Raw genomic sequence first — 24,266 nt, 5'->3', positions numbered from 1 at the left:
ACGCCTTATTCGAGCTTGATCCCCGCCGACCTGATCAGCGGCCCCCACTTCGCCACCTCGGCATCGATAAACCGCGCGAACGAAGCACTGTCGCCCGCCTCCGGCTGCAACCCCAACCCGAGCAGCTTGCTGCGCATCTGCGCATCGGCCAGCACCGCGTTGGCATCGCGGTTGAGTTGCTGCACCACGGCCGCCGGCGTGCCGGCGGGCGCCATCAGGCCGAACCAGCCGTATCCGACCACGCCGGGAAATCCCTGCTCGCCAAACGTGGGCGCGTCCGGATAGACCGGCGTGCGCTGCTCCGCGGACACCGCGATCACGCGCAGCTTGCCGGCCTTGATAAACGGCAGCGCGGTGGTGATGGCGGTCAGCGTGGCATCGACCCGGCCGGCCAGCAGCTCGGTGTAGGCGGTGGAGTCGCCCCGGTAATGTACGTTGAGGCTCTTGAATTTCGCCTGGGCCGCAAAGAGTTCGGCGGTCAGGTGCGGGCCCGAGCCGACGCCCGGCGAGGCGAAAGTCACGCCGTCCTTCTTCTCGCGCGCCATGCGCACAAAGTCGGCCACCGTGCGCACCGGCGAATCGGCGTTGACGATCAGGAAGACCGGCCCCAGCACGCGCGGCCCCACGGCGACGAAATCCTTGTGGATGTCGTAGTGCTGCGAGAGTCCCGCGGCGGCATTGATGGCAAACGGCGCCGCCACCCACAGCAGCGTGTAGCCGTCCGGCGTAGCGCGGGCGAGCTGCTCGTTGGCCACGCGCGTGCCGGCGGCGGGCTTGTTCTCCACCACGAACTGTTGCTTGTACTTCCGGCTGAGCCCTTCGCCGAGCAAACGCGCCGAGATGTCGTTGGAACCACCGGGGCCGTAGGGCGAAATCAGGCGCACCGGGCGCGACGGATAGTCCTCGGCATGCAGCGGCGTCAGCATGGTGCCGCCCGCCGCGAACACCAAGGCGTTGCACGCCGCCTTGAGCACGCGCCGCCTTTGCGGATCCGGCTTCATGATGGCTCCCCGGCCGAACCCGCGCCAGCCAGCGGACGGATTGGCGGATAGACGAAGGTCTTGTCGAGATGCGCGGGCTGCGGCACGTACAGCCGCAGCGTCACGTAGAACGGGCCCGCGGGCGCCGGCAGCCAGTTGCCCTCGGCTGCGGGATCGGCCGGCGGCGACGCCGACAGGCGCAGCCGCAGGCTGCCGTCGGCGTCGTAGCGCAGGCTCGGCGAGCGGTCGCCCAGCGAGTAGCGTCCGAGCGCGTTGTCCACCAGCATGCAGTCGGTCTTGTCGTACATGGTGAGCGACCAGAACGCGCCTACCTGTGGCAGCGCATCCGCGGCAAAGGCCAGTTCGTAGCCGGCGCGGCCATCCAGCGGTGCGCCCTCGCTGTCGCGATCGGCCATGACGTACATCGCCTCTTCCACGCCAAGCGCGCCAATATAGTTGCGCGCTACCAGCGCGCGCTCGGCAAAGCGCGCGCCGAACGATTCGCGGATTTCCACCGGCAGGGTCCAGCCACCGCCAAGCTCGGAGGGCAGCGGCGCCGCCAGTTCGGCGAGCACCTCCTTGATCGCGGTGCCCAAACGCGCCAGCACGGCGTCCCCAGGCGCGGACCCGCCGCAATCCGCGCCGATGCCGGACTGCGCGAAGCCTGCCACCAGCGCGGCTTCGGCCGCCGGCGGCGGACTCTCGCGCAACGCCTGGTTGACCACTTCAGCGTAGCGACGCGGATCGCCCAGGTGCTCGCCCGGCTGCATGCCGACATCGAAGGGCCGCGCGGCGGGCGCGCCTTCGAGCGTGCTCAGGCGAAACTGGTCCTGCAGCGCGTGCACGGCCGGCAGGTCGGCCTCGCCGTCCACCAGCACGCGGCCGAGCAGCCAGACCGCGTCGGTCGGGCAGGCGATTGCGGTGGCACCCGCCGGCACGTCGCCGTGCCAGCGCGGACCATGCAGCAGGAAGCGCCCGCGCCCGTTGCCGGTGGTGCGGGTGCCGATGTAGCCGAAGGGGTTGGTATAGAAGTCGAGCAGTCCGAGCACGTAGTAGCGCCCTGCGCTGTCGGGCACGTCCAGCAGCAGCGGCCCTTGCGACAGGTCGAGCCAGGCGTTGCTGTAAAGCGTGTCGTTGTTGGGCGTGACCACCTGGCGATGCTGCGGGCCGAGCAACTGGCGGGTGTGGATGAAATGATTGATCCAGCGCACCGTGGCATCGGGCTGCGGCGCGGCGAAGGCACCCGCGCTGTTGCGGCGCGGACAGGTGGCGGCACGCATGCGCGCCATCTCGTAGAGTGGCAGCGTGTAGCGCACCGCATCATGGGCGGGAGTGGCGGTTCCGGTACGGGTCATGGTGGCTTCCATTGCAGGCTCCTATCAGTCGATGCGGCGCACGGCCGGGATGGTGTACTGGCCGTCCAGGAACGACCGGGCCGGATGGTAGAGCCGCAGGATCAGGTAGAACGGCCCCGCGGGCGCGGGCAGCCAGTTGTCCTCCTGCAGCGGGCGCGCATGCGAGATGGGAAGCACCAGGCTGCCGTCCGCCTCCATGCGCAGGCCCGGCGTGCGATCCCCCACCGCGTAGCGCCCGATCTCGTTGGCGCTGAAATAGCGGTCCTCGCCATACAGCGATACCGACCAGAATGCCTGCGCGGGCGGCACCATGCCGGGTGCGAAGCGCAGTTCGTAGCGGTGACGGCCATCGAGCGGCTGGCCATCGGCGTCGAAATCGGCCATGGCGTAGATCGCCTCGTCGGCACGCAGGGCGCCGAGCCCCTTCATCGCGGTGCAGGCGCGCTGCAGCCAGTCGTCGCCGTACATGCCGAGCTTCAGGCTGTAGCCCCAGCTCTTGCGGCCCTGGCTGCGCGTATGCGCCTCGATCACCGCCATGGCCTGCGCGTAGGCGCTCTCCAGCCCGGCCACCACGGCCGGGCGCAATGCCGCCAGGTCGGTCTCGTCTTCCAGCCGGATGCCCGCTTTGCGCAGCAGGGTCAGCAGGCCGAGTTCCTCCGCCGCCGGCGGAAACTCGCGCAGCGCATTGAAAAGGTTGTGGAAGAAGTCCAGCGCGGGCCGGCCGCTGTCGCGCCATTGCGCCACGCAGCGCGGGCGCGCGGCGCCCGGCGTGCGGGTGAGCGCGAAGCCCTGCTCGAAAGCACGCGCCGCCGGCAGGTCCTGCGGCCCCTGCACCAGCACGCGGCCGAGCAGCCAGACCAGCGAGCTGGGGCATTGCACCGCGTGCTTGCCGCTGGCCTGCTCGCCCGGGCCGGTCAGCTCGATCTCGCCGCCTTCGGCAGCGACGTTACGCGGGCCCAGGTTCTCGAAGTTGTTGGTGTGGACGTCGAGCAGCTCGATCACGTAGTAGCGCCCCGCGTCGGGCAGCGGCGGAATGCGCAGCGTCACCGGGCCCTCGGCCAGGTTGATCCACCCGCAGAAGTACAGCAGGTCGTTGGCCGGGGTGACGATGTCGCGGTCCTCGTGCGTCCACTGGCGCTCGCTGGCCGACAGGGCATTCATCGGCGCGCGGCCGTAGCCCGTGGCCGCGTCGACCGAGGTCTGCAGGCGGCAGGTACGCAGCGTTTCGATCAGCGCGTAGCCATAGATCGCGAGCGGAAAGGCCGCGCCGGCGACGAGGGCCTGCTGCGGGCTGGCGTGGGTTGCCGGGGCGAGGGGCGGATTCATGTTCATGCGTTTGGCTCCTGACGATGTTATTCGAGCGCGGCACCGCTCGTCTTGACGAGGGCGGCCCAGGCGCGGATGTCTTGCTGCATTTGCGCGGCAAAGGCGGCGCGCGGCTGCTGGGTGAAGCGCATGCCCAGCGTTGCGGCCTGCGCCTGCATGGCGGGCTCGGCCATGATGGCGTCGACGGCGTGCTCCAGCCGGTCGACGATGGCCGCCGGCGTGCGGGCCGGCGCGAACAGCGCGAACCAGCTATCGATGCGGAACGGCACGCCGGACTCGGCGAAGGTCGGCACGTCGGGCAGCGCCACCGAGCGCTCCGATCCGGTGACCGCCAGCGCCCTGACCTTGCCGCTGCGGATCAGCGGCAAGGTGCCGGCCAGGTCGGACATGGCCACCGGCAGCGTGCCGCCCATCACGTCGGTCAGCATCGGGCTGACACCCTTGTACGGGATATGGCGCAGATGGATGCCGCTGCTCACGTTCAGGCTCTCGCCGGCCAGGTGGCCGCCAGAGCCGGGTCCCCAGGAGCCATAGGCCAGGTCCGCGCCGGGACGCCTGGCCTGCGCGATCAGCGCCGGCAGGTCCTTGCCCGTGAAGGCCGGGCCCGCCACCAGCACATTGCCGCCGTAGGCGAGGCGCCCCACCGGCACGAAATCGCGCACGGGATCGTAGGGCAGCCGGGGGAAGATCGCCGGCGCGATCGCATGCGTGGCGGAGATGCCCAGCAATAGCGTGTAGCCGTCCGGTGCGGCGCGCGCGACCTGCGCGGAGCCGATGGTGCCCGTGGCGCCCGCCACGTTCTCCACCAGCACGGTGCCGCCCAGCGCGGTCGAAAGCCTGGCGGCCACCAGCCGCCCGATCACGTCGGTGCCGCCGCCTGGCGGGAAAGGCACGACGAGGCGGATCGGCCGGTCGGGGAATTTGCCGGATTCCGCTGGCGCCGCATGCGCCGGTGCGGCGGTGAACGCGATCAGCATGGCGCAGGCGCCGATGGTGCGGGGAATGCTGGACGCCGGCGCGCATGCGGCCCTTGCTGCTTGCAAATGCATGATGGTTGTCTCCTGTTTTTGTCCGAGCCCATCCGCGCGCCCGGTCTGTGCCGGTCTGTGGTTGCGCGGTGGCGGTACGTTGCCTTGCTACGCCATCTCGCTCACGCCGGTGCGCCAGCCGGCAGCAAGGTGATCACGGCATCCGCCGCGACCGGCCCTTCGGCGCCGACGATGAAAGGATTGATTTCCAGCGTATCGAGCCGGGGCCCGAGCGCGGCGGCCAACTGCGATACCCGCACCAGCAAGCCGGCAGCCTGCGCCAGCGGCAGCACAGGGTTGCCGCGATGGCCCGCGAACAGCACCGCCGCGCGGCTTTGCTCCAGCATGGCAAGCGCGCGCTCCGGCGACAGCGGTGCGAGGCCGAAGGCCATCTGCCGGAAAATCTCCACGGCGGTGCCGCCGATGCCGGCCAGCACCACCAGCCCGAACACCGGATCGCGCCGCACGCCCACCATCAGCTCGCCCCAGCCGCGCACCATGCGCGCCACCAGCACGCCCTCGAAGGGCAAGGTGGCATCGGCCCGGGCCAGTGCCGCCTGCATCTGCGCAAAGGCCTGGCGCACGGCGCCGGCGTCCGTCAGGTTGAGGGCCACGCCGCCCACGTCGCTCTTGTGCAGCACCTGCGCCGAGCACAGCTTCACAACGACCGGGTAGCCGACGCGCTGCGCCAGGGCCACGGCCTCGTCGGCATTGCGGGCCAGGCCGTGCGGCGCCACCGGCACGCCGGCGTCCGCCAGCAGGCGCATGGATTCGAACTCGGACAGTGCGCTGGCGTCTTCCGGCACATCGCGCAACAGCGGAGCCATTGACACAACACGCTCGGTGGCCGACGGGCTTGCGGCCGCCGCCTCCAACGCCGCCGCGCGGGCCAGCGCGGCCACGGCCTCGATGGCGTGGGCCGGCTCGCGAAACACCAGGCAGCCGTGCGCTTCCAGCCAGGCGCGCTTGTCGTCGTCGACCACGCCGGACAGCAGCAGCGGCGCGGCGCGCTGGTCCTCGTGCAGCACGCCGATGGTGCGCTGGAGTTCTTCCCACAGGCGCGGTGCGTTGGCGCCGCCGGCCAGGAAAGCCACCACGCAGCCGTACTCGCCGCAGGTAGCCACGCCGGCCATCGCATCGAGCAGCACGGCGGGCTGGGCTACCACCTGGCCCGTGACATCGATCGGATTGGCGGTGCTGGCAAAGGGAATGCTCTTGCGCAGCGCCTGCGCGGCCGCCTCCGGCATGGGTGGCATCGGCATGCCGAGTTCCTCGGCGCGATCGGCCATCATGATGCCGACTCCGCCAGACACCGTGAGGATGGCCACCGGCGTCACGGCGTCCGCGACCAGGCCGCCCGGGCTGCTCCAGCGCGCCGGCCGCCGCCCGCGCGACAAGGTGTAGCCGAGCCGGAAGAAATCTTCCAGCGTATGGGCGCGGTGCACGCCGTATTCGTCGAACACGGCCTGGTAGACCGCATCCTCGCCGGCCAGGCTGGCCGTGTGCGATTGCGCCGAGCGCGCGCCGGCCTCGGTGGTGCCCACCTTGGTGATCACCACCGGCTTGCCGGCGGCGCGGGCGGCGGCCAGCGCCTGGCGCAGACGGTGGCCGTCGCGGCAGCCTTCCATATAGGCCAGGATCACGCGCGTGTCGTCGTCCTGCGCCATCCATTCGATCACGTCGGCCACTTGCAGCCCGGCCTCGTTGCCGGTGGTCACCCAGTGGCTCAGCCCCAGCCCGGCCTCGCGCGCCAGCGCGAAGGCATAGGCGCCGAACGCGCCGCTCTGGCTGACCAGGCCCACATCCCCCACCGGCGGCGCGCCGGTCAGCGGGATCGGCGAGAAGGTGGCGAACAGGCGCGCGCGCAGGTTCATCGCGCCCAGGCAATTGGGGCCCAGCAGTGCCACGCGGTGCCGGCGCGCGCTGTCGGCCAGCGCGAGCTGCATGGCCTGGCCTTCCTCGCCCACTTCGGCAAAGCCCGAGGTAAAGAAGATCGCGGCGCGCGTACCGTTCTGCGCCAGTTGCGCCATCACAGACTCCGTCGCCACGGCCGGCACGGCCACGATGGCAAGGTCGACGGGCTCGCCGATGGCGGCCATCGACGGGTACGCGGGCAAGCCCTGGATCTCGCCGGCGCTGGGGTGCACGGGATAGATGCGCCCGGCATAGCCAAGCTCGCGCAGCAGGCGGATGGGCATGCCGCCCACTTTGTCGGGCTGCGTGGACGCGCCGATGACCGCGACCGAACGCGGTTTCAGCAGGGAATCTAGATCGGGCATGGCTTAGTCTCCGGGTTGCCTTGAAGGCTTGATTCAGGATGGACGCCTGTACCGGCGCTGCCTGTGTGTCGTCTGGCGCGCGGCGCGGCTATTGCCGCAGCCCGGTCACCGATTCGATCGAACGCGTCATCTCCATCAGCATCGGCGCGATTTTTTTCTCCAGCATGCCGCGCCGCAATTGCGACGCCGCAACGGCGCAGTTGAACAGCAGCGGGCGGTTCAGGTAGACGATGCGCGAATACACGCCAACGCCATGCACGCCGCTGCCCGCGTCGCCTAAGTTGATGGCGAAGCCGCGCTTGGGGTAATGGGCTACGTTGTGGCAAACAGTGTCGTAGCAGGCCGCGTATTCCTCGGGACGCTCGCGCTGCGCGGCTTGCATCAGGGTTTCGAATTCCGCCTTGGACAAGGTGCTCAGGAAGGCGCGGCCCATGCCGGTGCTCAGCACCGAGCGCACCGCGCCCACGCCAGGGCGTGCGGGCGTGCCCTCGTTATGCGTGCAGGTCAGCAGGTAGGTCACGTCGAGCCGGTGCGCCACGCCCATCGACACCGCGCCCTCGATGCGGTCCGCCAGCGCCTGCATCAGCGGTCGCGCCACATGGCGCACCTGCAGGCCGGCCAGGTAGGGGTAGCCCAGCGCCAGCACCTGGGCGCCGACGAAGTACTTGTCCAGTTTGGGGTCCCAGTCCAGGTAGCCCAGTTCGAACAAGGTGCGGCAGATGCGCGACACCGTGGCGCGGGGCAGTTGCAGGCGTTCGGATAGTTCGCCGTTGCCCAGCGGCCGCGGCTCGTCGATGAAGCAGCGCAGCAGGGCAAACCCCTTGGCCAGCAGCCCGCCGAAAGAGGGGTCGTCTTTCCTGCGCTCGGCAATGAATTGTTCGACCGGCGTGTTCATCTTGTCTCCTTGCACTGTAGTGTGGGTGCGGTTTTTTTCTGTGTCAAAGATCGGAATTGATTTCCATATATTGGAAATATAGTCCTGCTCTTGACGAAACGCAGTGGTAACCATATGGTTCACAAAACCGAATCCGAATTCTCATACGGAATTTGCCATGCCTATCTCGTCCTCTGCAGCGTCCCCCGCCAAGCCCTCCAAGGGGACATCCGCGTTCCCCACCGTAGCCACCCCTTCGATCCTGCAGCCGCCGCGCCAGCGGCGTGCCCGCGAGACGGAACAAGCACTGCTCGATGCGGGCCGCGAGTTGCTGGCACAGCGGGATTTCACGGCGGTTTCCGTGGCGCAGATCGCCTCCGCCTGCGAAGTCTCCGTGGGCGCCTTCTACGGCCGCTTCCGCGACAAGCAAGCGTTCTTCGAGTCGCTGCGTACGCTGGTGATGCGGGAAACCGGAGAATCCGTGTCGCGTTACCTGCGCGTGGAGCGCTGGGAGGAAGTGTCCACCGACGTCATGCTCGAAAAAATCATGCGTTACGTGGTGCTGGGCTGCCACGCCAATCGCGGTGTGATCAAGGCTTCGCTCAAGCATGCCTCGATCCGTCCGGAGGAATGGCTGCCGCACCGGGAAAGCGGCCAGGCGGTGGTGGAGCGCATGGTGGCCCTGCTGGTGCCGCGCCTGCCGATGCCGCCCGAGCAGGCCGAACTGCGTGTGCGCTTTGCCATGCAGGCCGTGTTCAGCATCGTGGTCAATGCCATCCTCAACGATGCCGGCCCGCTGCCGCTCGACGACGAGCGCCTCCCTGGCGAAATGACCCGGCTCGTGGCCGGCTACCTGGCAATGCCCGGCTGACGCCACAACGCTCAGCTGGCATGCCGCCCCGCCCATGACTCCCGCCTGAAAGACTTCCACGGCGCGCGCACTCGCTCGGAGCGCGCGCCGGATCCAATAAAAACCCGAGGAGACAAACCATGACATTACGCAGCCCGTTCTGCGGGAAAGCTGCTGCCCTGCTCGCGTGCGCGTGCGCGGCACTGCTGCCGCTGGCCGCGCAAGCCCAGGCCGGCTACCCCAACAAACCCCTGCACCTGATCGTGCCCTACCCCGCCGGCGGCCTGACCGACACGCTCTCGCGCACGCTGGCGGAAGGCCTGGGCAAGCGGCTGGGTCAGACCGTGGTGGTAGTGAACAAAGGCGGCGCCGGCGGCATCATCGGCACCGACTATGTAGCCAAGTCCGCACCCGATGGCTACACGCTGCTGCTGACGATCCCCGGCCCCATCACCGCCAACCTGGCCCTTTACAAGAAGCTGCCCTACGATCCGCGCACCGACCTGCGGCAGGTATCCGACGTGGCGACGGCGCGCACGGTGCTGGCCGTCAACGGCGCGCTGCCGGTGAAGACGGTGGCCGAGCTGATCGCCTATGCCAGGAAGGAACCCGGCAAGCTGCGCATGGGCTCGTGGGGACCCGGCACCCAGCCGCACACCATCCAGGCCTACCTGGACAAGACCTACGGCATCGATATCCTGCACGTGCCCTATCGCGGCGAGGGTCCCATGGTGACGGACCTGCTGGCGGGCCAGGTCAATGTGACGGTCGGCTCGGTGACGTCGCTGAAGCAGCACTTCGCCAGCGGCAAGCTGCGCCCGCTGGCCGTCACCGGCAGCCGGCGCGCCAAGGCGCTGCCTGACGTGCCGACCTTTGCCGAGGCCGGCTACCCCGACGAGCCGTACAAGCTGGTCGGCCCCATCACGCTGCTGGCGCCCTCGCGCACGCCGAACGATATCGTCGAGCGCCTGGGCCGCGAGGTAAGCGCGCTGGTGAAATCGCCGGAGATCAGCCAGCGTATCGAGGACATGGGCGCCGAGCCGATCGGCAACCTGCCCGCCGAGGCCGTGAGCGCCTACAAGGCCTACCTGCCGGGGGTGCTCAAGCTGACCGCCGATACCGGGGTGACGCTGGATTAACGCCGGCCGGCGGCGGGATAATGCAGCGCGGAAATGGCCGCTATGAATCCGCCGGTGCTTCCCTTGGCCGCCATGCCCCGCGCCCATACAATGCCTGCTTCTCGCGCGGCGCCACCGCGCCGCGTGCCGATTCCCGCATTACCGCTTCCGGCGGTGCCTTCCGGCGCCGACATCACGCATGGCAACGCTCTTCCTGGTACGGCACGGTCAGGCCTCATTCGGCGCCGCCAACTACGACTGCCTCTCCGACACCGGACGGCAGCAAGCCCGCTGGCTGGGCGAGTATTTCCGCGAGCGCGGTATCTCGTTCAAGCGAGTGGTGGCCGGTTCGCTGGTGCGCCAGCAGGACACGGCGATGGAGATCCTGGCCGGCATGGGGGCTGGCGATGTGCCGGTCCAGACGGACCGGGGCGCGGTCACCACGGGCATCGAAACCCACCCCGGACTTAACGAATACGATGGCGAAGCGCTGTATCGCAGCCATACCGGTGGGGCGGATCATCGGACCCATCAGAATACGGATTACAACGACTACTGGCGGACGTTTCGCGCGGCGTATCAGGCGTGGACGATGGATCAGCTGGCGGGCATGCCGGAGTCGTGGGCTGAGTTTGGGCGGCGGATTCGCGATGGTTTGTTGCATGCGACGGACGGGGCTTCGCGAGAGGATGCGGTGTTGGTTGTTAGTTCTGGCGGGGCTATCGGGCGGGCTACCGCGGATTTGCTGGGTGCGCCGGCGCAGACTGCGATTGAGTTGAATCTGCAGTTTCGGAATACGGCTTTTTGCGAGATTATTTCTGGGCGTGGGATGCTGCGGTTGCTGAGTTTTAATGGTTTGCCGCATTTGGATCGGGTTGATCGGCGGGATGCCATTACGTTTGCTTGAGGGGTGGGTGGGGTGGTTTGCTGTTGGGGGTGGTGTTTTTTGAGCGGCGTTGGTTGTTGCACCCAACAGCGTACGACATCCCCCTGCGGGGGACGCCGGTCACTCTTCTTTGCCTCGGCAAAGAAGACTAACGAGAAGAAAGCACGACCCTGCCGGGGGCAGAGCAATCAGGCTTATGTGGGGCCGGTGGTTGCGTCGTACGGCCCTGAGTGTTGGCTAGTGTGTTCTACCGGCTTGAAGGGCAGCGCAATGGCCTGACCCATGGTTTTCGTGGTGAGGCCCCTGACCTCGTATGCGGTGCCCATTCCCGCATCTGCCGTTCGCGAGGCCAAAGGTCGCGATCCTGCCAGCCTTGCCGGTTTCGTGGTTTTGTCTCGGAGGGCGCGCGCGGTGACAGGCGAGCGCGGCCCTCGCGGACCTGGCCGTGGTGCATACCACGAATGATCAGGCGGCGATGTGGGCCTTCGCTGTTTCTTTTTGCGGCGTTGGTTGTTGCACCCAACAGCGTACGACATCCCCCTGCGGGGGACGCCGGTCACTCTTCTTTGCCTCGGCAAAGAAGACTAACGAGAAGAAAGCCGACCCTGCCGGGGGCAGAGCAATCAGGCTTATGTGGGCCGGTGGTTGCGTCGTACGGCCCTGAGTGTTGGCTAGCGTGTTCTACCGGCTTGAAGGGCATCGCAATGGCCTGACCCATGGGTTTCATGGTGGGGCCCCTGACCTCGTGCGCGGTGCCCACTCCCCCATCTGCCGTTCGCGAGGCCAAAGGTCGCGATCCTGCCAGCCCCGCTGGTTTCGTGGTTTTGTCTCTGGCGGCGAGCGCCCGGCCATTTGAGGCCCTGCCGTACCGGCGCTGACAGCTCCTTGCTATCAACTCCCTTGGTATCGTGGTGGGCATCGTGGCCCGGTTCGCGAGGGGGTGCTGCCATCAGGCGCTTGCCCTGTGAGACAAAACCACGAAACCAGCCACACCCGAAACGGCGCAGCCCCTCGCACCGCGAACGGCAGATGGGGGAATGGGCACCGCATACGAGGTCGGGGGCCCCACCACGAAACCCATGGGTCAGGCCATTGCGATACCCTGCAAGCCGGTACGGCAGATGCCAGCAGAACCGCTGGCCATACGACGAAACCAGCACCCTGCGCACCCGCGATTGCTCTGCCCCCGGCAGGGTCGGCTTTCTTCTCGTTAGTCTTCTTTGCCGAAGCAAAGAAGAGTGACCGGCGTCCCCCGCAGGGGGATGTCGTACGCTCTTGGGTGCAACAACCAACGCCGCAAAAAGAAGCAGCGAAGGCAACCCAACAGCCAACAACCTACAGCCGCTCAACAATAGTCACATTAGCCATCCCACCACCCTCACACATCGTCTGCAACCCATACCGCTTACCCTGCGCATGCAGCGCATGCACAAGCGTAGTCATCAGCTTCGCCCCCGACCCCCCAAGCGGATGCCCCAACGCAATCGCCCCGCCATTCACATTCATCCGCGCCGGATCCGCACCCGTGGTCCGCAGCCACGCCAGCGGCACCGGCGCAAACGCCTCATTGATCTCGAACAGATCGATATCACCGATCTTCATGCCGGCCTTCTCCAGCGCCCGCAACGTAGCCGGCAACGGCGCTTCCAGCATGATCACAGGATCATGGCCCAGCACCGACATATGGTGAATGCGTGCCAGCGGCTTGACGCCCAGCTTCTTCAGCCCCGCTTCGCTGACCACCATCAGCCCGGCCGCGCCATCGCAGATCTGGCTGGCGCTGGCGGCGGTAACGGTGCCGCCTTCCTCGATCAGCTTGACGCTGGAGATGGACTCCAGGCTCGCTTCAAAGCGGATGCCTTCATCCACCGTGTGCAACTCGCCATTGCTGCTGCCATCAGCGGCGCGCACCGCCACCGGCACGATTTCGTCCTTGAAGCGCCCCGCCTGCGTAGCGGCGATGGCACGGCGATGGCTTTCCAGCGCGTAGCGGTCGAGATCGTCGCGCGTGAGGCCGTACTTGCGCGACATCATCTCGGCGCCGGTGAACTGGCTGAACTTCACGCCGGGATAGCGCTCCTGCATGGCCGGGCTCATCGAACTGCCAAAGCCGTTCTTGAACGGCAGCGTGGACGGCAGGCCCATCGGCACGCGCGTCATGCTTTCCACGCCGGCGGCGATGACGATGTCCATGGTGCCCGACATCACCGCCTGCGCGGCGAAGTGCAGGGCTTGTTGCGACGAGCCGCACTGGCGGTCGACCGAGGTGCCGGGCACGCTTTCCRGCAGGCGCGAGGCCAGCACGGCATTGCGCGCCACATTGCCAGCCTGTTCGCCGGCCTGCCCCACGCAGCCCATGATCACGTCGTCGATCAGCGCCGGGTCCGCGCCGCTGCGTTCCACCAGCGCGTTCAGTACCTGCGCGGCGAGATCGGCCGGATGCCAGCCCGCCAGCTTGCCGCCCTTGCGCCCGCCCGCGGTCCGCGCGGCCGCTACGATGTATGCCTCTGCCATGTGTTCTCCTCTTATCGTTGCAGGCGGTTCCGCCCGTGGTGGCCGCGCGCCGGGAATGGCACGGCAAGCCTCGCTAACCTGTTGCGGATTCTGGCGCAGCAGCCGGGCGCCCGGCGTCGTCGGAAGCGACGATTGCGCGGTGCCGGCGATCGCGCCAGCGCCGGTTGCCGCTCTTCAGGTGCGGAGCGCCAGCACCGAGAAAATGGCCGTGGCGCGCAGCAGGCAGCGCTCGCCGGCCATCACGCGGCAATGGCCGAAGCGCAGCCGCGAACCCATCTTGTCGAACTCGACATGCGCCTCGATCCACTCGCCGAGGCGGGCGGCATCGAAATAGTCCAGGCTGAGATTGACGGTCACGGCGGGCGGCATGCGCTCGCCCTCCATCAGCATCATCATGCCGATGGCGGTATCGGCCAGCGTGGCCAGCATGCCGCCATGCGGGATGCCGAGCGGGTTGAGGTGATGCTTGCCGATGCGCACGCCCACCGCGCGCTGCCCGCTGTCCACGTAGAGCTGGCCGAGATGGGCAAGAAAGCCGCCACTGGGACGCATGGCCTTGAAGCCCGGCGGGACCGCGTCGGCAGCGTCGGCGGCATCGGCACCAGCGGCGCCGGAAGATTGGTTGGATTCAGCCATGCCAGTCCCGCCGCCTCACGCCGCGAAATAGCGCGACGCCACGCCGAGCTGCTCGCGGCATTCGGCCACCATGCGCTCGATCAGCTCGGCACAGGTCGGGATATCGTCGATCAGGCCCACGCACTGGCCGGCGCTGATGATGCCGCCATCGGTCTCGCCGGCGGCGAGCGCGGCCTTGCCGCGCACGCCCGCCACCAGGTGCTTGACGTCCTCGAACTGGGCGCCGCCGGGCTGGCGTTCGATGGTGACGACTTCATCGGAGACCGCGTTCTTGAGCACGCGCGCCGTGTTGTGCAGCGTGCGGAAGATCAGGTTGGTGTCGCGCTCGCTCGCGTCCACCAGCGCCTGCTTGACGTTGTAGTGGATCGGCGCCTCGCGGGTGGCGCAGAAGCGCGTGCCCATGTTGACGCCTTCGGCGCCCAGCACCAGTGCCGCGGCCATGCCCCGCCCGTCGGCGATGCCGCCGGAAGCGATCACCGGAATGCCCAGCCGGCGCGCCGCCAGCGGGATCAGCACCATGCCCGGCACGTCGTCCTCGCCGGGATGGCCCGCGCACTCGAAACCGTCGATCGACACCGCGTCCACACCCAGGCGCTCGGCCGACAGCGCATGGCGGATCGCCACGCATTTGTGGATCACCTTGATGCCGGCGGCCTTGGCGCGCGCGATATGCTCCCTGGGATTGTTGCCGGCGGTTTCCAGCACCTTGATGCCGCTTTCGATGATCACGTCGAGGTAGCGCGCGTACGGCGGCGGGTTGATCGAGGGCAGCAGCGTCAGGTTGACGCCGAAGGGCTGGTCGGTCAGCTCGCGGGTGCGGCGGATCTCGGCGGCCAGGGCCTCGGGCGTGGGCTGGGTCAGCGCGGTCAGCACGCCGAGCCCGCCGGCGTTGGATACCGCGGCGGCCATCTCGGCATAGCCTACCCACTGCATGCCGCCCTGGATGATCGGGTAACGGGTGCCCAGCAATTCGGTAATGCGCGTCTTCATGAGGTTCCTTCTCGCTTCTTGTCTTTCAGGTTCTTTGCCTTGCCTGCCATGCCTGCGCCGCCAGGCCTCCTGGCGCCAGTCTACGGCGGGGCGGTGGCGGCGACCTCGTCGGATTCGACGATTRCAGGCGCACGATTCTGCACTACCTTAACTACCAACCCTTTCGAGCAGCCAAGGCCAGCCATGAGCAATTCCAGTTCCACGACTCCTCCCAGCTTCGAAACCCTGCAATACGCCGTCGACCGGGGTGTCGCCACCATCACCCTGCACCGCCCGGACAAGCTCAATGCCTTCACCGCGCAGATGATGCAGGAGCTGATCGATGCCTTCGACGCCACCGACGCCGACGACAACGTCCGCGCGGTGATCGTTACCGGCTCCGGGCGCGCCTTCTGCGCCGGCGCCGACCTGTCCTCGGGCGGCTCCACCTTCGACTACGAAAAGCGCTACGGCGCCAGCAAGGAAGCGGCGCACCGCGACGGCGGCGGGCGCGTGGCGCTACGTATCTTCCGCAGCCTCAAGCCGGTGATCGCCGCGGTCAACGGGCCCGCGGTGGGCATCGGCGTGACCATGCAACTGCCGATGGATATCCGCCTGGCCTCCACCGACGCCAAGTTCGGCTTTGTGTTCGCGCGCCGCGGCATCACGCCGGAGGCGGCATCGTCGTGGTTCCTGTCGCGCGTGGTCGGCATCTCGACGGCGCTTGAGTGGTGCTATACCGGCCGCGTGTTCTCGGCGCAGGAAGCGCTGGAGCGCGGGCTGGTGCGCTCGCTGCACGCGCCCGAAGACCTGCTGCCGGCCGCGCAGGCGCTGGCCCGCGAGATCGCGGACAATGCCGCGCCGGTATCCGTCGCCATCTCGCGCCAGCTGATCTGGCGCATGGCGGGCGCCAGCCACCCGATGGAAGCGCACCGCCTGGACAGCCGCGCGATCCAGTCGCGCGGCCAGTCGGCGGACGTCAAGGAGGGCGTCAGCGCCTTCCTGGAGAAACGCCCGGCCAGCTTTCCGGAGCGCGTGTCGCAGGACATGCCGGACTTCTTCGACTGGGGCAGCGAACCGCCCTTTATCTGATGCCGTCGATCCACCGCCGAGCCCCAAGGAAAACAGCGTGAAAGTCAGCATGGCAGTCCAGACCCGCAAATCGGTACGCGGCTTCCTTCCCGCGCCGGTACCGCCGGAGATCATCCGCGACGTGCTGGAGCAGGCCGCGCGCGCGCCGTCGGGCGGCAACCTGCAACCCTGGCACCTGCACGTGGTGGGCGGCGAGCCGCTGGAGCGGCTCAAGGCCACCATGCGCGAGCGCATCGCCGGCATGCCCGGCGGCGAAGGGAGCGAGTACGACATCTACCCGCGCGAGCTGGTCTCGCCCTATCGCGAGCGCCGCTTCCAGGTGGGCGAGGACCTCTATCGCTGCCTGGGCATCCCGCGCGAGAACAAGCGGGCGCGCATGGCCCAGTTTGCCAATAATTTCACGTTCTTCGGCGCGCCGCTGGCCTTGTTCTGCACCGTGGACCGCCGCATGGGCCCGCCGCAATGGTCGGACCTGGGCATGTACCTGCAAACGGTGATGCTGCTGCTACGCGAGCATGGGCTGGACAGCTGCGCGCAGGAATGCTGGGCGATCTACCCGGAAACCATCTCGGGTTTTCTCGCCATTCCGCCCGAACGCATGCTGTTTACCGGCATGGCGATTGGCTATGAAGACACGGAAGCACCGGTCAACCAGCTGCGCGCCACGCGCGCGCCGCTCGCCGAGTTCACCGAGTTCATCGGTATCTGAGGCCCCTGCGGCAAGCAGTGGGCAGCGGCTTGCCACTATGCCGATTTCGTCATCGCCGCTGGGGAAAGGCGACAAGCCGGCAGGGGGCGGCCATGCCACGCTGTAGGGGTCATCCACACTTGGCCCCCTGGGCATTCCCGCCATGCATCCCAGCGCCCCGCCTTCCACCGCAAGCTCCACGGTGTCTTCACCGCCCGCTCCCCGCCAGATCAGGGTGATCGACTCCCACACCGGCGGCGAACCCACCCGGCTGGTCATCGACGGTTTCCCCGATCCGGGCAGCGGCGGCATGGCCGCGCGGCTGGAGCGGCTCGCGCGCGAGCACGACCGCTGGCGCGCCGCCACCGTGCTGGAGCCGCGCGGCAGCGACGTGATGGTCGGCGCGCTGCTGTGCCCGCCGGTTTCCGCCGGTGCCTGCGCGGGCGTGATCTTCTTCAACAACAGCGGCTACCTGGGCATGTGCGGCCACGGCACCATCGGGCTGGTGGCCTCGCTGGCGCATCTCGGGCGCATCGCGCCGGGCCGGCACAGCATCGATACGCCGGTGGGCACGGTGGAGGCCACGCTGCATGAGGACGGCACGGTCGGTGTGCGCAACGTGCCCGCCTGGCGCTACCGGCATGCGGTGGCCGTCGACGTGCCGGGCCACGGCCGTGTCTCCGGCGACATCGCCTGGGGCGGCAACTGGTTCTTCCTGATCGAAGCCCATGGCCAGCGCATCGAGCGCAACAACCTGGAGGCGCTGACCGCATTCGCATGGGCCGTGCGGCAGGCGCTCGAACAGGCGGGCATCGCGGCACCGGACGGCGCGCCGGTCGACCATATCGAACTGTTCTGCACGCCCGACGATGCCGATGAAGCCGACAGCCGCAATTTCGTGCTGTGCCCAGGCAAGGCGTACGACCGCTCTCCCTGCGGCACCGGCACCAGCGCCAAGCTCGCCTGCCTGGCAGCGGACGGCAAGCTCGCGCCCGGCGCACCCTGGCGCCAGGCCAGCGTGACCGGCAGCCGCTTCGTGGCGCACTATGCGCCCGCCGATGAACCCGGCCGCATCATCCCGACCATCCACGGCCGCGCGCATGTGTATGCCGAGACCACGCTGCTGATCGCGCACGACGATCCCTTCGCCTGGGGCATCGGCGCATGAGGCCCGCGCAGGCTTGCGGCGATGTCATCGTGATCGGCGCCGGGATCGTCGGCGCGGCCTGCGCCTTCGAACTGGCCGGGCACGGGCTGGATGTCTGCGTGCTGGACAGCCGCGCAGGCGGCGCCACCCACGCCGGCATGGGCCATCTGGTGATGATGGACGACACCGCCGCCGAGCGTGACCTGTGCGCCTGCTCGCTCAGGCTCTGGCGGGAGCTCGCCCGCGACATGCCGGCCAGCTGCGCCTATCGCCAGTGCGGCACGCTGTGGGTGGCCAGCGACGCCGCGGAAATGGACCTGGCCCGCCAGCGGCAAGACGCGCTGCTGGCGCAGGGCATCCCGTGCGCCACGCTGGATGCCGGCGAACTGGCGTGCCAGGAGCCGATGCTGAGCTCGGGCTTGGCGGGCGCGCTCAAGGTCGCGGGCGATGCCATCGTCTACGCCCCGGCCGTGGCGTCATGGCTGCTCGCGCAGAGGGCATCGCGGATAAACGTTCTGCACGCCACGGTGAGCGCGGTGGAGGCAAACCATGTCACCCTGGAAGACGGCAGGCGGCTGACCGCCACCGCGGTCGTCGTCGCCAACGGCATCCAGGCCACGCAACTGCTGCCCGCGCTGCCGATCCGCGCCAGGAAGGGACATCTCGTCATTACCGACCGCTACCCGGCCTGCGTGAACCATCAACTGGTCGAACTCGGCTATGCCGCGAGCGCGCACCACAGCGACGGGACCTCGGTTGCCTTCAATGTGCAGCCGCGCCCCACGGGCCAGTTGCTGATCGGCTCGTCGCGCCAGTTCGACAGCCTCGACACGGCCGTGGATAACCAGGTCATGGCCCGCATGCTCCAGCGCGCCGCCGCCTACCTGCCCGCCCTCGCCGGCATGAACGCGATCCGCTGCTGGACCGGCTTTCGCGCCGCCACGCCCGACGGGCTGCCCATCGTCGGCGCCCACCCCGGTCAGCCGGGCCTGTGGCTGGCGGTGGGCCACGAGGGGCTGGGCGTGACCACCGCGCCCGGCAGCGCGCGCCTGCTGGCGGCGCTGCTGCTAGGCCAGCGGGTCCCGATAGATCCGGCGCCATTTTCCTTCAGCCGCTTCGCCGCAGCCACGGAGACCGCTCCTGGCCCTGGCACGGAGAATACGCATGAAACGCAACCGGGCCGCTAACCCGACCGTGAACGTCCTCCTGGATGGCAGCGCGCTGCGGGTGCCGGCGGGCATCTCCGTGGCGGCGGCCATGGCCTATAGCGACCGTCCGTTCACCCGCCGCTCCTGTGGCTGCGAGCAGCGCGCGCCGTTTTGCGGCATGGGCGTTTGCCAGGAATGCCGCATGACCATCGACGGCCGGCGCCGGCTGGCGTGCCAGACCACGTGCCGGGATGGCATGGTGCTGGAGCGCACGCCATGAGCGCGCGGCACATGGGCACCGGGCAAGCACTTGCCGCTTGCCAGCGCCGCTACGACGTATTGATCGTCGGCGCCGGGCCCGCCGGCATGGCGGCGGCGCGCGCGGCGGCCGGGAGCGGCTGCAGCGTCGCGCTCATTGACGACAACCCGGCGCCCGGCGGGCAGATCTGGCGCGATGGGCCAGGCGTGCGGCTGCCATCGCAGGCGCGCAGCCTGCGCCACGCCATCGCCGCGCACGGCCGCATCGCGCTGTACGCCTCGACGCGCGTGATCGCGGCGCCTGCGTCCCACACGCTGCTGGTCGAGAACGACGAGCGCGCCATGCACCTGCAATTCCGCAACCTGATCCTGTGCACCGGGGCGCGCGAACTGCTGCTGCCTTTTCCCGGCTGGACCCTGCCCGGCGTGACCGGAGCGGGCGGGTTGCAGGCCCTGGTCAAGGCGGGCGCGCCGGTCAGGGGCGAGCGCATCGTCATTGCCGGCAGCGGGCCACTGCTGCTGGCGACGGCCGCCACGGCGCGACGGCACGGCGCGCATGTCGCGCGCGTCGCCGAGCAGGCACCGCTGTCACGCCTGACGCGCTTCGCCGGCGCGCTGTGGCGCTGGCCGTCCAAGGCGGCACAGGCCGTCGCCCTGCTGGATGGCCACTATCGGGCGGGCTCCCATGTGGTGGAGGCACTGGGCGACGAGCGCCTGCGCGCGGTGCGCATCCGCCAGGGCGGCCGTACCGTGGCGCTTGCCTGCGACCGGCTGGCGTGCGGCTTCGGGCTGGTGCCGAATACCGGGCTGGCCGCGCTGCTGGGCTGCCCGCTCGACCCCGTATCGGATGCGATTGCCGTCGATGCGCTCCAGCGCACCGGCATGCACCACGTCTATGCGGCGGGCGAATGCACTGGTATCGGCGGCGGCGAGCTGGCCCTGCTCGAAGGCAGGATCGCCGGCTACGCGGCAGCGGGCGCCGACGACCGGGCTGGCGCGCTGGCGGCAACGCGCGCCCGCTGGCATGCGTTCGCGGAACAGGTGCGGACCACGTTCGCGCTCGACCCCGCGCTCAAGACCCTGGCCCGCGCCGACACACCGCTGTGCCGCTGCGAGGATGTGCCGCTATCGGCCATCCAGGCGTATCCGGATGCCTGGATGGCCAGGATGCAGACCCGCTGCGGCATGGGCGCCTGCCAGGGACGCGTCTGCGCCACGGCCGGGCGGGTCCTGTTCGGCTGGACGCAGCCCACGCCGCGCCCGCCGCTGTCTCCCGCCCGGATCGGCACATTGATGCTGGACGAGAACGGGCGAAGCTGACAGGCTGTGCCAACGCGGCTTGGAGCGCCCACCGGTAGATCCGTGGATCGACGCACACGGAAGTCCGATGAAGTAAGAAGCCATCAGGAGACAATATGCCGCCATCGCCCACCCTCTCCGCCGCCCCCTTCCCGGCCCGGCAACCCTCGCCGGCACCGGCGAGCCAGCACGAGGCCGGCAACATCGCCCACCTCGCCGACATCTGCGCGGGCATATCGAAGCAGCGCCCGCGCGACATGGCCACCCTGCTCGATACCCTCTCGCTGATCACGCCGTTGCTGAACGCCATCCCCAACGTGGTGTTCTTCATCAAGGACCGCCAGGCGCGCTACCTGGTCGCCAACCTGACGCTGGCTACCCGCTGCGGCTTCAAGCGGATCGAACCCCTGCTTGGCAAGACGTCGGCCGAGGTCTTTCCCGCCCATCTTGGCCAGCGCTACACGGAGCAGGACCGGCGCGTCCTGGATACCGGCTGCGCCATTGCGCAGCAGCTTGAGCTCCATCTCTATCCCGCGCGCGATGCGGGCTGGTGCATGACCTGCAAGCACCCCCTGCTGGATCGCGACGGCCGCATCATCGGCATGGCCGGCATCTCCCACGACCTGCAGTGCGCCAGGGACACGCATCCGGCCTACCAGCGGCTGGCGGCGGTGGACACCTATATCCGCGAGCACTACATGCGCCCCATCCTGCTGTCCGAACTGACCGGGCTGACCGGCCTGTCGGCGGCGCAACTGGAGCGCTACTGCAAGCGCATCTTCCACCTGACGCCGCGTCAAATGATCCACAAGGCGAGGCTGGAGCGCGCGTCCGAGCTGCTGTCCACCGATATGCCGATCACCGACATCGCGCTCGAGTGCGGCTATACCGATCACAGCGCCTTCACCCGGCAGTTCAAGGCCCTGACCGGACTCACGCCGCGGCAGGTCAGGCCGCCGGCCGGCAAGCCCGGCGCGCACGATTGAACGGGGAGCGCGCAACGGGCCGCTCCCGTCAAGCCCGCTTGCGCGGCCTCGCCCGATGCGGGCTCGTATTGTGCCGATTTCGTCTACCTGCTTTGCGGAAAGTCTCAAGCCCGAACGGCGCGCAACTGCGAACCTGAAGGCTGGTGGCCAGGTGATGCCCTGCCGGCACACCCCACGCACACAAAAGGAGACGATATGAGCCGCAACGCCATCCACTGGACCGGTGTATTCCCCGCCGTCAGCACGCAGTTCAAGGCCGACTACTCGCTGGATATCGAAGCCACCCACAAGGTGATGCGCAACCTGGTCGCCGACGGGGTCTCCGGCCTGGTGGTGTGCGGCACCGTGGGCGAGAACACATCGATGTCCACCCTGGAAAAGCTTGCCGTCATCGAAGCGGCGAAAGACGCCGCCAGGGGCCGCATCCCGGTCATCGCGGGCATTGCCGAATTCACCACCGCCTTCGCCCGGGACATGGTGAACGAAGCGGCGCGGGTCGGCGTCGACGGCGTGATGGTAATGCCGGCGCTGGTCTACTCCGCCAAGCCGCACGAAGCCGCCGCGCACTTCCGCGACATCGCCACCGCCACGGACCTGCCGGTCATGCTCTACAACAACCCGCTGGTCTACCGCAGCGACATCACGCCGGACATCCTGGTCTCGCTCGCCGATTGCGAGAACATCGTCTGCTTCAAGGATTCCTCCGGCGATACGCGCCGCTTCATCGACCTGCGCAACGCCGTGGGCGACCGCTTCGTGCTGTTCGCCGGGCTGGACGACGTGGTGCTGGAGAGCATTGCCGTGGGGGCCGAGGGCTGGATCTCGGGCATGTCCAACGCCTTCCCGAAGGAAGGCGAGACGCTGTTCCGCCTGGCCCGCCAACGGCGCTTCGACGAGGCGCTGGCGCTGTACCGCTGGTTCATGCCGCTGCTGCACCTGGACTCGCGCCCGGACCTGGTCCAGTGCATCAAGCTGTGCGAGGAACTCGCCGGGCGCGGGAGCGCCGTCACGCGGCCTCCGCGCTTGCCGCTGCAAGGCGAGGCACTGGAACAGGTGATGACGGTGGTCGCGCAGGCCATGGCCACGCGCCCGGTGCTGCCGGACGTCGGCCTGCGGGCCTGAGACTGCGCCGCCGGCCCGCGCGGCCGCCATCCGCCCGCCCGCCGCCCGCGTTCGCGGGCGGATGGCCGCATCGTCCGGACGGCCATCACCCGATGACCAAGGAGTCCCCATGTCTCCAGTGCAAGGCAAGTTCAAGCGGCAGCTCACCCTGACCGATCTCACCTTTATCGGCCTGGGTGCGATCTTCGGGTCGGGATGGCTGTTCGCCGCCAGCCACGTATCCGCCATCGCCGGGCCGGCCGGCATCGTCTCCTGGCTGCTGGGCGGCTTTGCCGTGCTGCTGCTCGGCATCGTCTACTGCGAGCTGGGCGCGGCGCTGCCGCGCGCGGGCGGCATCATCCGCTACCCGGTTTTTTCCCACGGCGAGCTGATGGGCTATCTGATGGGCCTGATCACGCTGATCGCCTTCTCCAGCCTGATCGCCATCGAAGTCGTGGCCGCGCGCCAGTATGCGGCGGCCTGGTTCCCCTTCCTGAGCCAGCCGGGATCGAGCGATCCCACCCCGCTCGGCTGGGCGGCGCAGTTCGCGATGCTGTGCCTGTTCTTCGTGCTCAACTACTACAGCGTCAAGACCTTCGCGCGCGCCAACAACATCGTCAGCGTGTTCAAGTTCGTGGTGCCGCTGCTGGTCATCGTGGTGCTGTTCACGCATTTCAAGCCGGCCAACCTGCAGATGCATGGCTTCGCGCCGTTCGGGCTGTCCGGCATCCAGGCCGCCGTTTCCGCCGGGGGCATCATCTTTGCCTACCTCGGGCTGACGCCGATCATCTCGGTGGCCAGCGAAGTCCGCTCGCCACAGCGCACCATTCCCATCGCGCTGATCCTGTCGGTATTGCTGTCCACCCTGATCTACGTGCTGCTGCAGATCGCCTTCCTCGGCGGCGTGCCGACCGAGACGCTGTCGGATGGCTGGCGTGGCGTCGGCAAGGCGTTCGCGCTGCCTTACCGCGATATCGCGCTGGCGCTCGGCGTGGGCTGGCTGGCCTTCCTGGTGGTCTCGGACGCGGTGATCTCGCCCAGCGGCACCGGCAATATCTACATGAACGCCACGCCCCGCGTGGTCTACGGCTGGGCGCGCGGCGGCACCTTTTTCAAGCTGTTCTCCCGTATCGATGCGCCCTCGGGTATTCCGCGGCCGGCCTTGTGGCTGACCTTCGCGCTGTCCGTGTTCTGGACCCTGCCCTTTCCCTCGTGGGAGGCCATGATCAACGTGGTGTCGGCCGCGCTGGTGCTGAGCTATGCGGTCGCGCCCGTCACGGTGGCCGCATTGCGCCGCAACGCGCCCGGCCTGCACCGGCCGTTCCGGGTCCGGTGGCTGGCGGTGCTCGGCCCGCTCTCGTTCATCATCGCCGCGCTGATCGTGTACTGGTCCGGCTGGGGCACGGTGTCCTGGCTGCTGGGACTGCAGATCGCCATGTTCGTGGTCTACCTGCTTTGCAGGCGCGCGGTACCCACCCATCGCCTGAGCCTGGCGCAACAGGTGAAGTCCTCGCTGTGGCTGATCGCCTTTTATGTGCTGATCATCGTGGCCTCCTACCTGGGTTCCTTCGGCGGCATCGGCGCGATCGGCCATCCGTGGGACACCGCACTGGTGGCGCTTATCGCGCTGGGGATCTATGGCTGGGGAGCCCGCACCGGCATACCTTCCGCGCTGATGGATCTCGGCGCTGACGATGACGAATAGCGCTTGCCTCAACCTCAACCTCAACCC

Annotated in this window: 21 protein-coding genes; 12 read left to right on the top strand and 9 right to left on the bottom strand. The window is 68.6% G+C overall.

Translation table 11 applies throughout. From position 1 onward, the window contains the following. Positions 1–5: 5 nt before the first annotated feature. The 6 genes from AC1DN0_RS00845 to AC1DN0_RS00820 form a co-directional block, all read right to left on the bottom strand. A complete protein-coding gene (locus AC1DN0_RS00845) occupies positions 6–926 on the bottom strand; it encodes a Bug family tripartite tricarboxylate transporter substrate binding protein (protein WP_477143291.1) in 921 nt (306 codons plus the stop codon). Positions 927–997: 71 nt separating this feature from the next. Further along, positions 998–2,347 (bottom strand): DUF1254 domain-containing protein, encoded by a 1,350-nt coding sequence (locus tag AC1DN0_RS00840; RefSeq protein WP_441633283.1) that lies wholly within the window; start codon positions 2,345–2,347, stop codon positions 998–1,000. A gap of 12 nt (positions 2,348–2,359) precedes the next feature. Beyond that, positions 2,360–3,661, bottom strand: coding sequence for a DUF1254 domain-containing protein (locus tag AC1DN0_RS00835; RefSeq protein WP_477111159.1), 1,302 nt, complete (start codon positions 3,659–3,661; stop codon positions 2,360–2,362). A gap of 26 nt (positions 3,662–3,687) precedes the next feature. After that, positions 3,688–4,710, bottom strand: coding sequence for a Bug family tripartite tricarboxylate transporter substrate binding protein (locus tag AC1DN0_RS00830; RefSeq protein WP_441633281.1), 1,023 nt, complete (start codon positions 4,708–4,710; stop codon positions 3,688–3,690). A gap of 101 nt (positions 4,711–4,811) precedes the next feature. After that, the gene (locus AC1DN0_RS00825; RefSeq protein WP_441633279.1) at positions 4,812–6,968 is read right to left on the bottom strand and encodes an acetate--CoA ligase family protein; all 2,157 of its coding nucleotides are present in this window, start codon (positions 6,966–6,968) and stop codon (positions 4,812–4,814) included. An 88-nt stretch (positions 6,969–7,056) separates the two neighbouring features. Continuing rightward, positions 7,057–7,863, bottom strand: coding sequence for an IclR family transcriptional regulator (locus tag AC1DN0_RS00820; protein ID WP_441633277.1), 807 nt, complete (start codon positions 7,861–7,863; stop codon positions 7,057–7,059). A 157-nt stretch (positions 7,864–8,020) separates the two neighbouring features. On the opposite strand from AC1DN0_RS00820, the gene AC1DN0_RS00815 reads away from it, so the two are divergent. The 3 genes from AC1DN0_RS00815 (at position 8,021) to AC1DN0_RS00805 (ending at position 10,717) form a co-directional block, all read left to right on the top strand. Further along, the gene (locus AC1DN0_RS00815; protein WP_441633275.1) at positions 8,021–8,713 is read left to right on the top strand and encodes a TetR/AcrR family transcriptional regulator; all 693 of its coding nucleotides are present in this window, start codon (positions 8,021–8,023) and stop codon (positions 8,711–8,713) included. Positions 8,714–8,832: 119 nt separating this feature from the next. Further along, positions 8,833–9,831, top strand: coding sequence for a Bug family tripartite tricarboxylate transporter substrate binding protein (locus tag AC1DN0_RS00810; RefSeq protein WP_477111157.1), 999 nt, complete (start codon positions 8,833–8,835; stop codon positions 9,829–9,831). A 178-nt stretch (positions 9,832–10,009) separates the two neighbouring features. Then, positions 10,010–10,717 (top strand): histidine phosphatase family protein, encoded by a 708-nt coding sequence (locus tag AC1DN0_RS00805; RefSeq protein WP_441633271.1) that lies wholly within the window; start codon positions 10,010–10,012, stop codon positions 10,715–10,717. A 1,314-nt stretch (positions 10,718–12,031) separates the two neighbouring features. Here AC1DN0_RS00805 and AC1DN0_RS00800 read toward each other — a convergent pair. The 3 genes from AC1DN0_RS00800 to AC1DN0_RS00790 form a co-directional block, all read right to left on the bottom strand. After that, on the bottom strand, positions 12,032–13,210 hold the full coding sequence (locus AC1DN0_RS00800; protein ID WP_477145472.1) for an acetyl-CoA C-acetyltransferase: 1,179 nt from the start codon (positions 13,208–13,210) through the stop codon (positions 12,032–12,034). A 174-nt stretch (positions 13,211–13,384) separates the two neighbouring features. Further along, positions 13,385–13,846, bottom strand: coding sequence for a PaaI family thioesterase (locus AC1DN0_RS00795; RefSeq protein WP_477111156.1), 462 nt, complete (start codon positions 13,844–13,846; stop codon positions 13,385–13,387). A gap of 15 nt (positions 13,847–13,861) precedes the next feature. Then, positions 13,862–14,836: an NAD(P)H-dependent flavin oxidoreductase gene (locus AC1DN0_RS00790; protein WP_441633265.1), complete on the bottom strand. Its 975-nt coding sequence runs from the start codon at positions 14,834–14,836 to the stop codon at positions 13,862–13,864. 183 nt (positions 14,837–15,019) lie between these two features. On the opposite strand from AC1DN0_RS00790, the gene AC1DN0_RS00785 reads away from it, so the two are divergent. From AC1DN0_RS00785 to AC1DN0_RS00745, 9 genes are all read left to right on the top strand, one after another. Beyond that, complete coding sequence (locus AC1DN0_RS00785; RefSeq protein WP_441633263.1) at positions 15,020–15,907, top strand: crotonase/enoyl-CoA hydratase family protein; 888 nt, start codon at positions 15,020–15,022, stop codon at positions 15,905–15,907. A 37-nt stretch (positions 15,908–15,944) separates the two neighbouring features. Further along, complete coding sequence (locus tag AC1DN0_RS00780) at positions 15,945–16,616, top strand: nitroreductase (protein WP_441633261.1); 672 nt, start codon at positions 15,945–15,947, stop codon at positions 16,614–16,616. A gap of 142 nt (positions 16,617–16,758) precedes the next feature. After that, positions 16,759–17,763, top strand: coding sequence for a 4-hydroxyproline epimerase (locus AC1DN0_RS00775; protein WP_477101855.1), 1,005 nt, complete (start codon positions 16,759–16,761; stop codon positions 17,761–17,763). Then, on the top strand, positions 17,760–18,929 hold the full coding sequence (locus tag AC1DN0_RS00770; protein ID WP_441637699.1) for an NAD(P)/FAD-dependent oxidoreductase: 1,170 nt from the start codon (positions 17,760–17,762) through the stop codon (positions 18,927–18,929). Before AC1DN0_RS00775 ends, AC1DN0_RS00770 begins: the two co-directional genes overlap by 4 nt. Beyond that, positions 18,907–19,170: a (2Fe-2S)-binding protein gene (locus AC1DN0_RS00765; RefSeq protein ID WP_477145471.1), complete on the top strand. Its 264-nt coding sequence runs from the start codon at positions 18,907–18,909 to the stop codon at positions 19,168–19,170. Before AC1DN0_RS00770 ends, AC1DN0_RS00765 begins: the two co-directional genes overlap by 23 nt. Continuing rightward, positions 19,167–20,468 carry an FAD-dependent oxidoreductase gene (locus tag AC1DN0_RS00760; RefSeq protein ID WP_477111155.1) on the top strand — a complete coding sequence of 434 codons (1,302 nt, stop codon included), beginning with the start codon at positions 19,167–19,169 and terminating at the stop codon, positions 20,466–20,468. Before AC1DN0_RS00765 ends, AC1DN0_RS00760 begins: the two co-directional genes overlap by 4 nt. 95 nt (positions 20,469–20,563) lie before the next feature. After that, positions 20,564–21,433 carry a helix-turn-helix domain-containing protein gene (locus AC1DN0_RS00755; protein WP_441636155.1) on the top strand — a complete coding sequence of 290 codons (870 nt, stop codon included), beginning with the start codon at positions 20,564–20,566 and terminating at the stop codon, positions 21,431–21,433. Between the two features lie 195 nt (positions 21,434–21,628). Then, positions 21,629–22,555 (top strand): dihydrodipicolinate synthase family protein, encoded by a 927-nt coding sequence (locus tag AC1DN0_RS00750; RefSeq protein WP_441636153.1) that lies wholly within the window; start codon positions 21,629–21,631, stop codon positions 22,553–22,555. Between the two features lie 109 nt (positions 22,556–22,664). Next, a complete protein-coding gene (locus AC1DN0_RS00745; protein WP_441636151.1) occupies positions 22,665–24,239 on the top strand; it encodes an APC family permease in 1,575 nt (524 codons plus the stop codon). The last annotated feature ends 27 nt before the right edge of the window (positions 24,240–24,266 follow it).

It is taken from the genome of Cupriavidus sp. 05N39 (assembly GCF_056397325.1).
The sequence above is the reverse complement of the archived record's forward strand: the minus strand, read 5'-3'. Positions and strand labels throughout refer to the sequence as shown.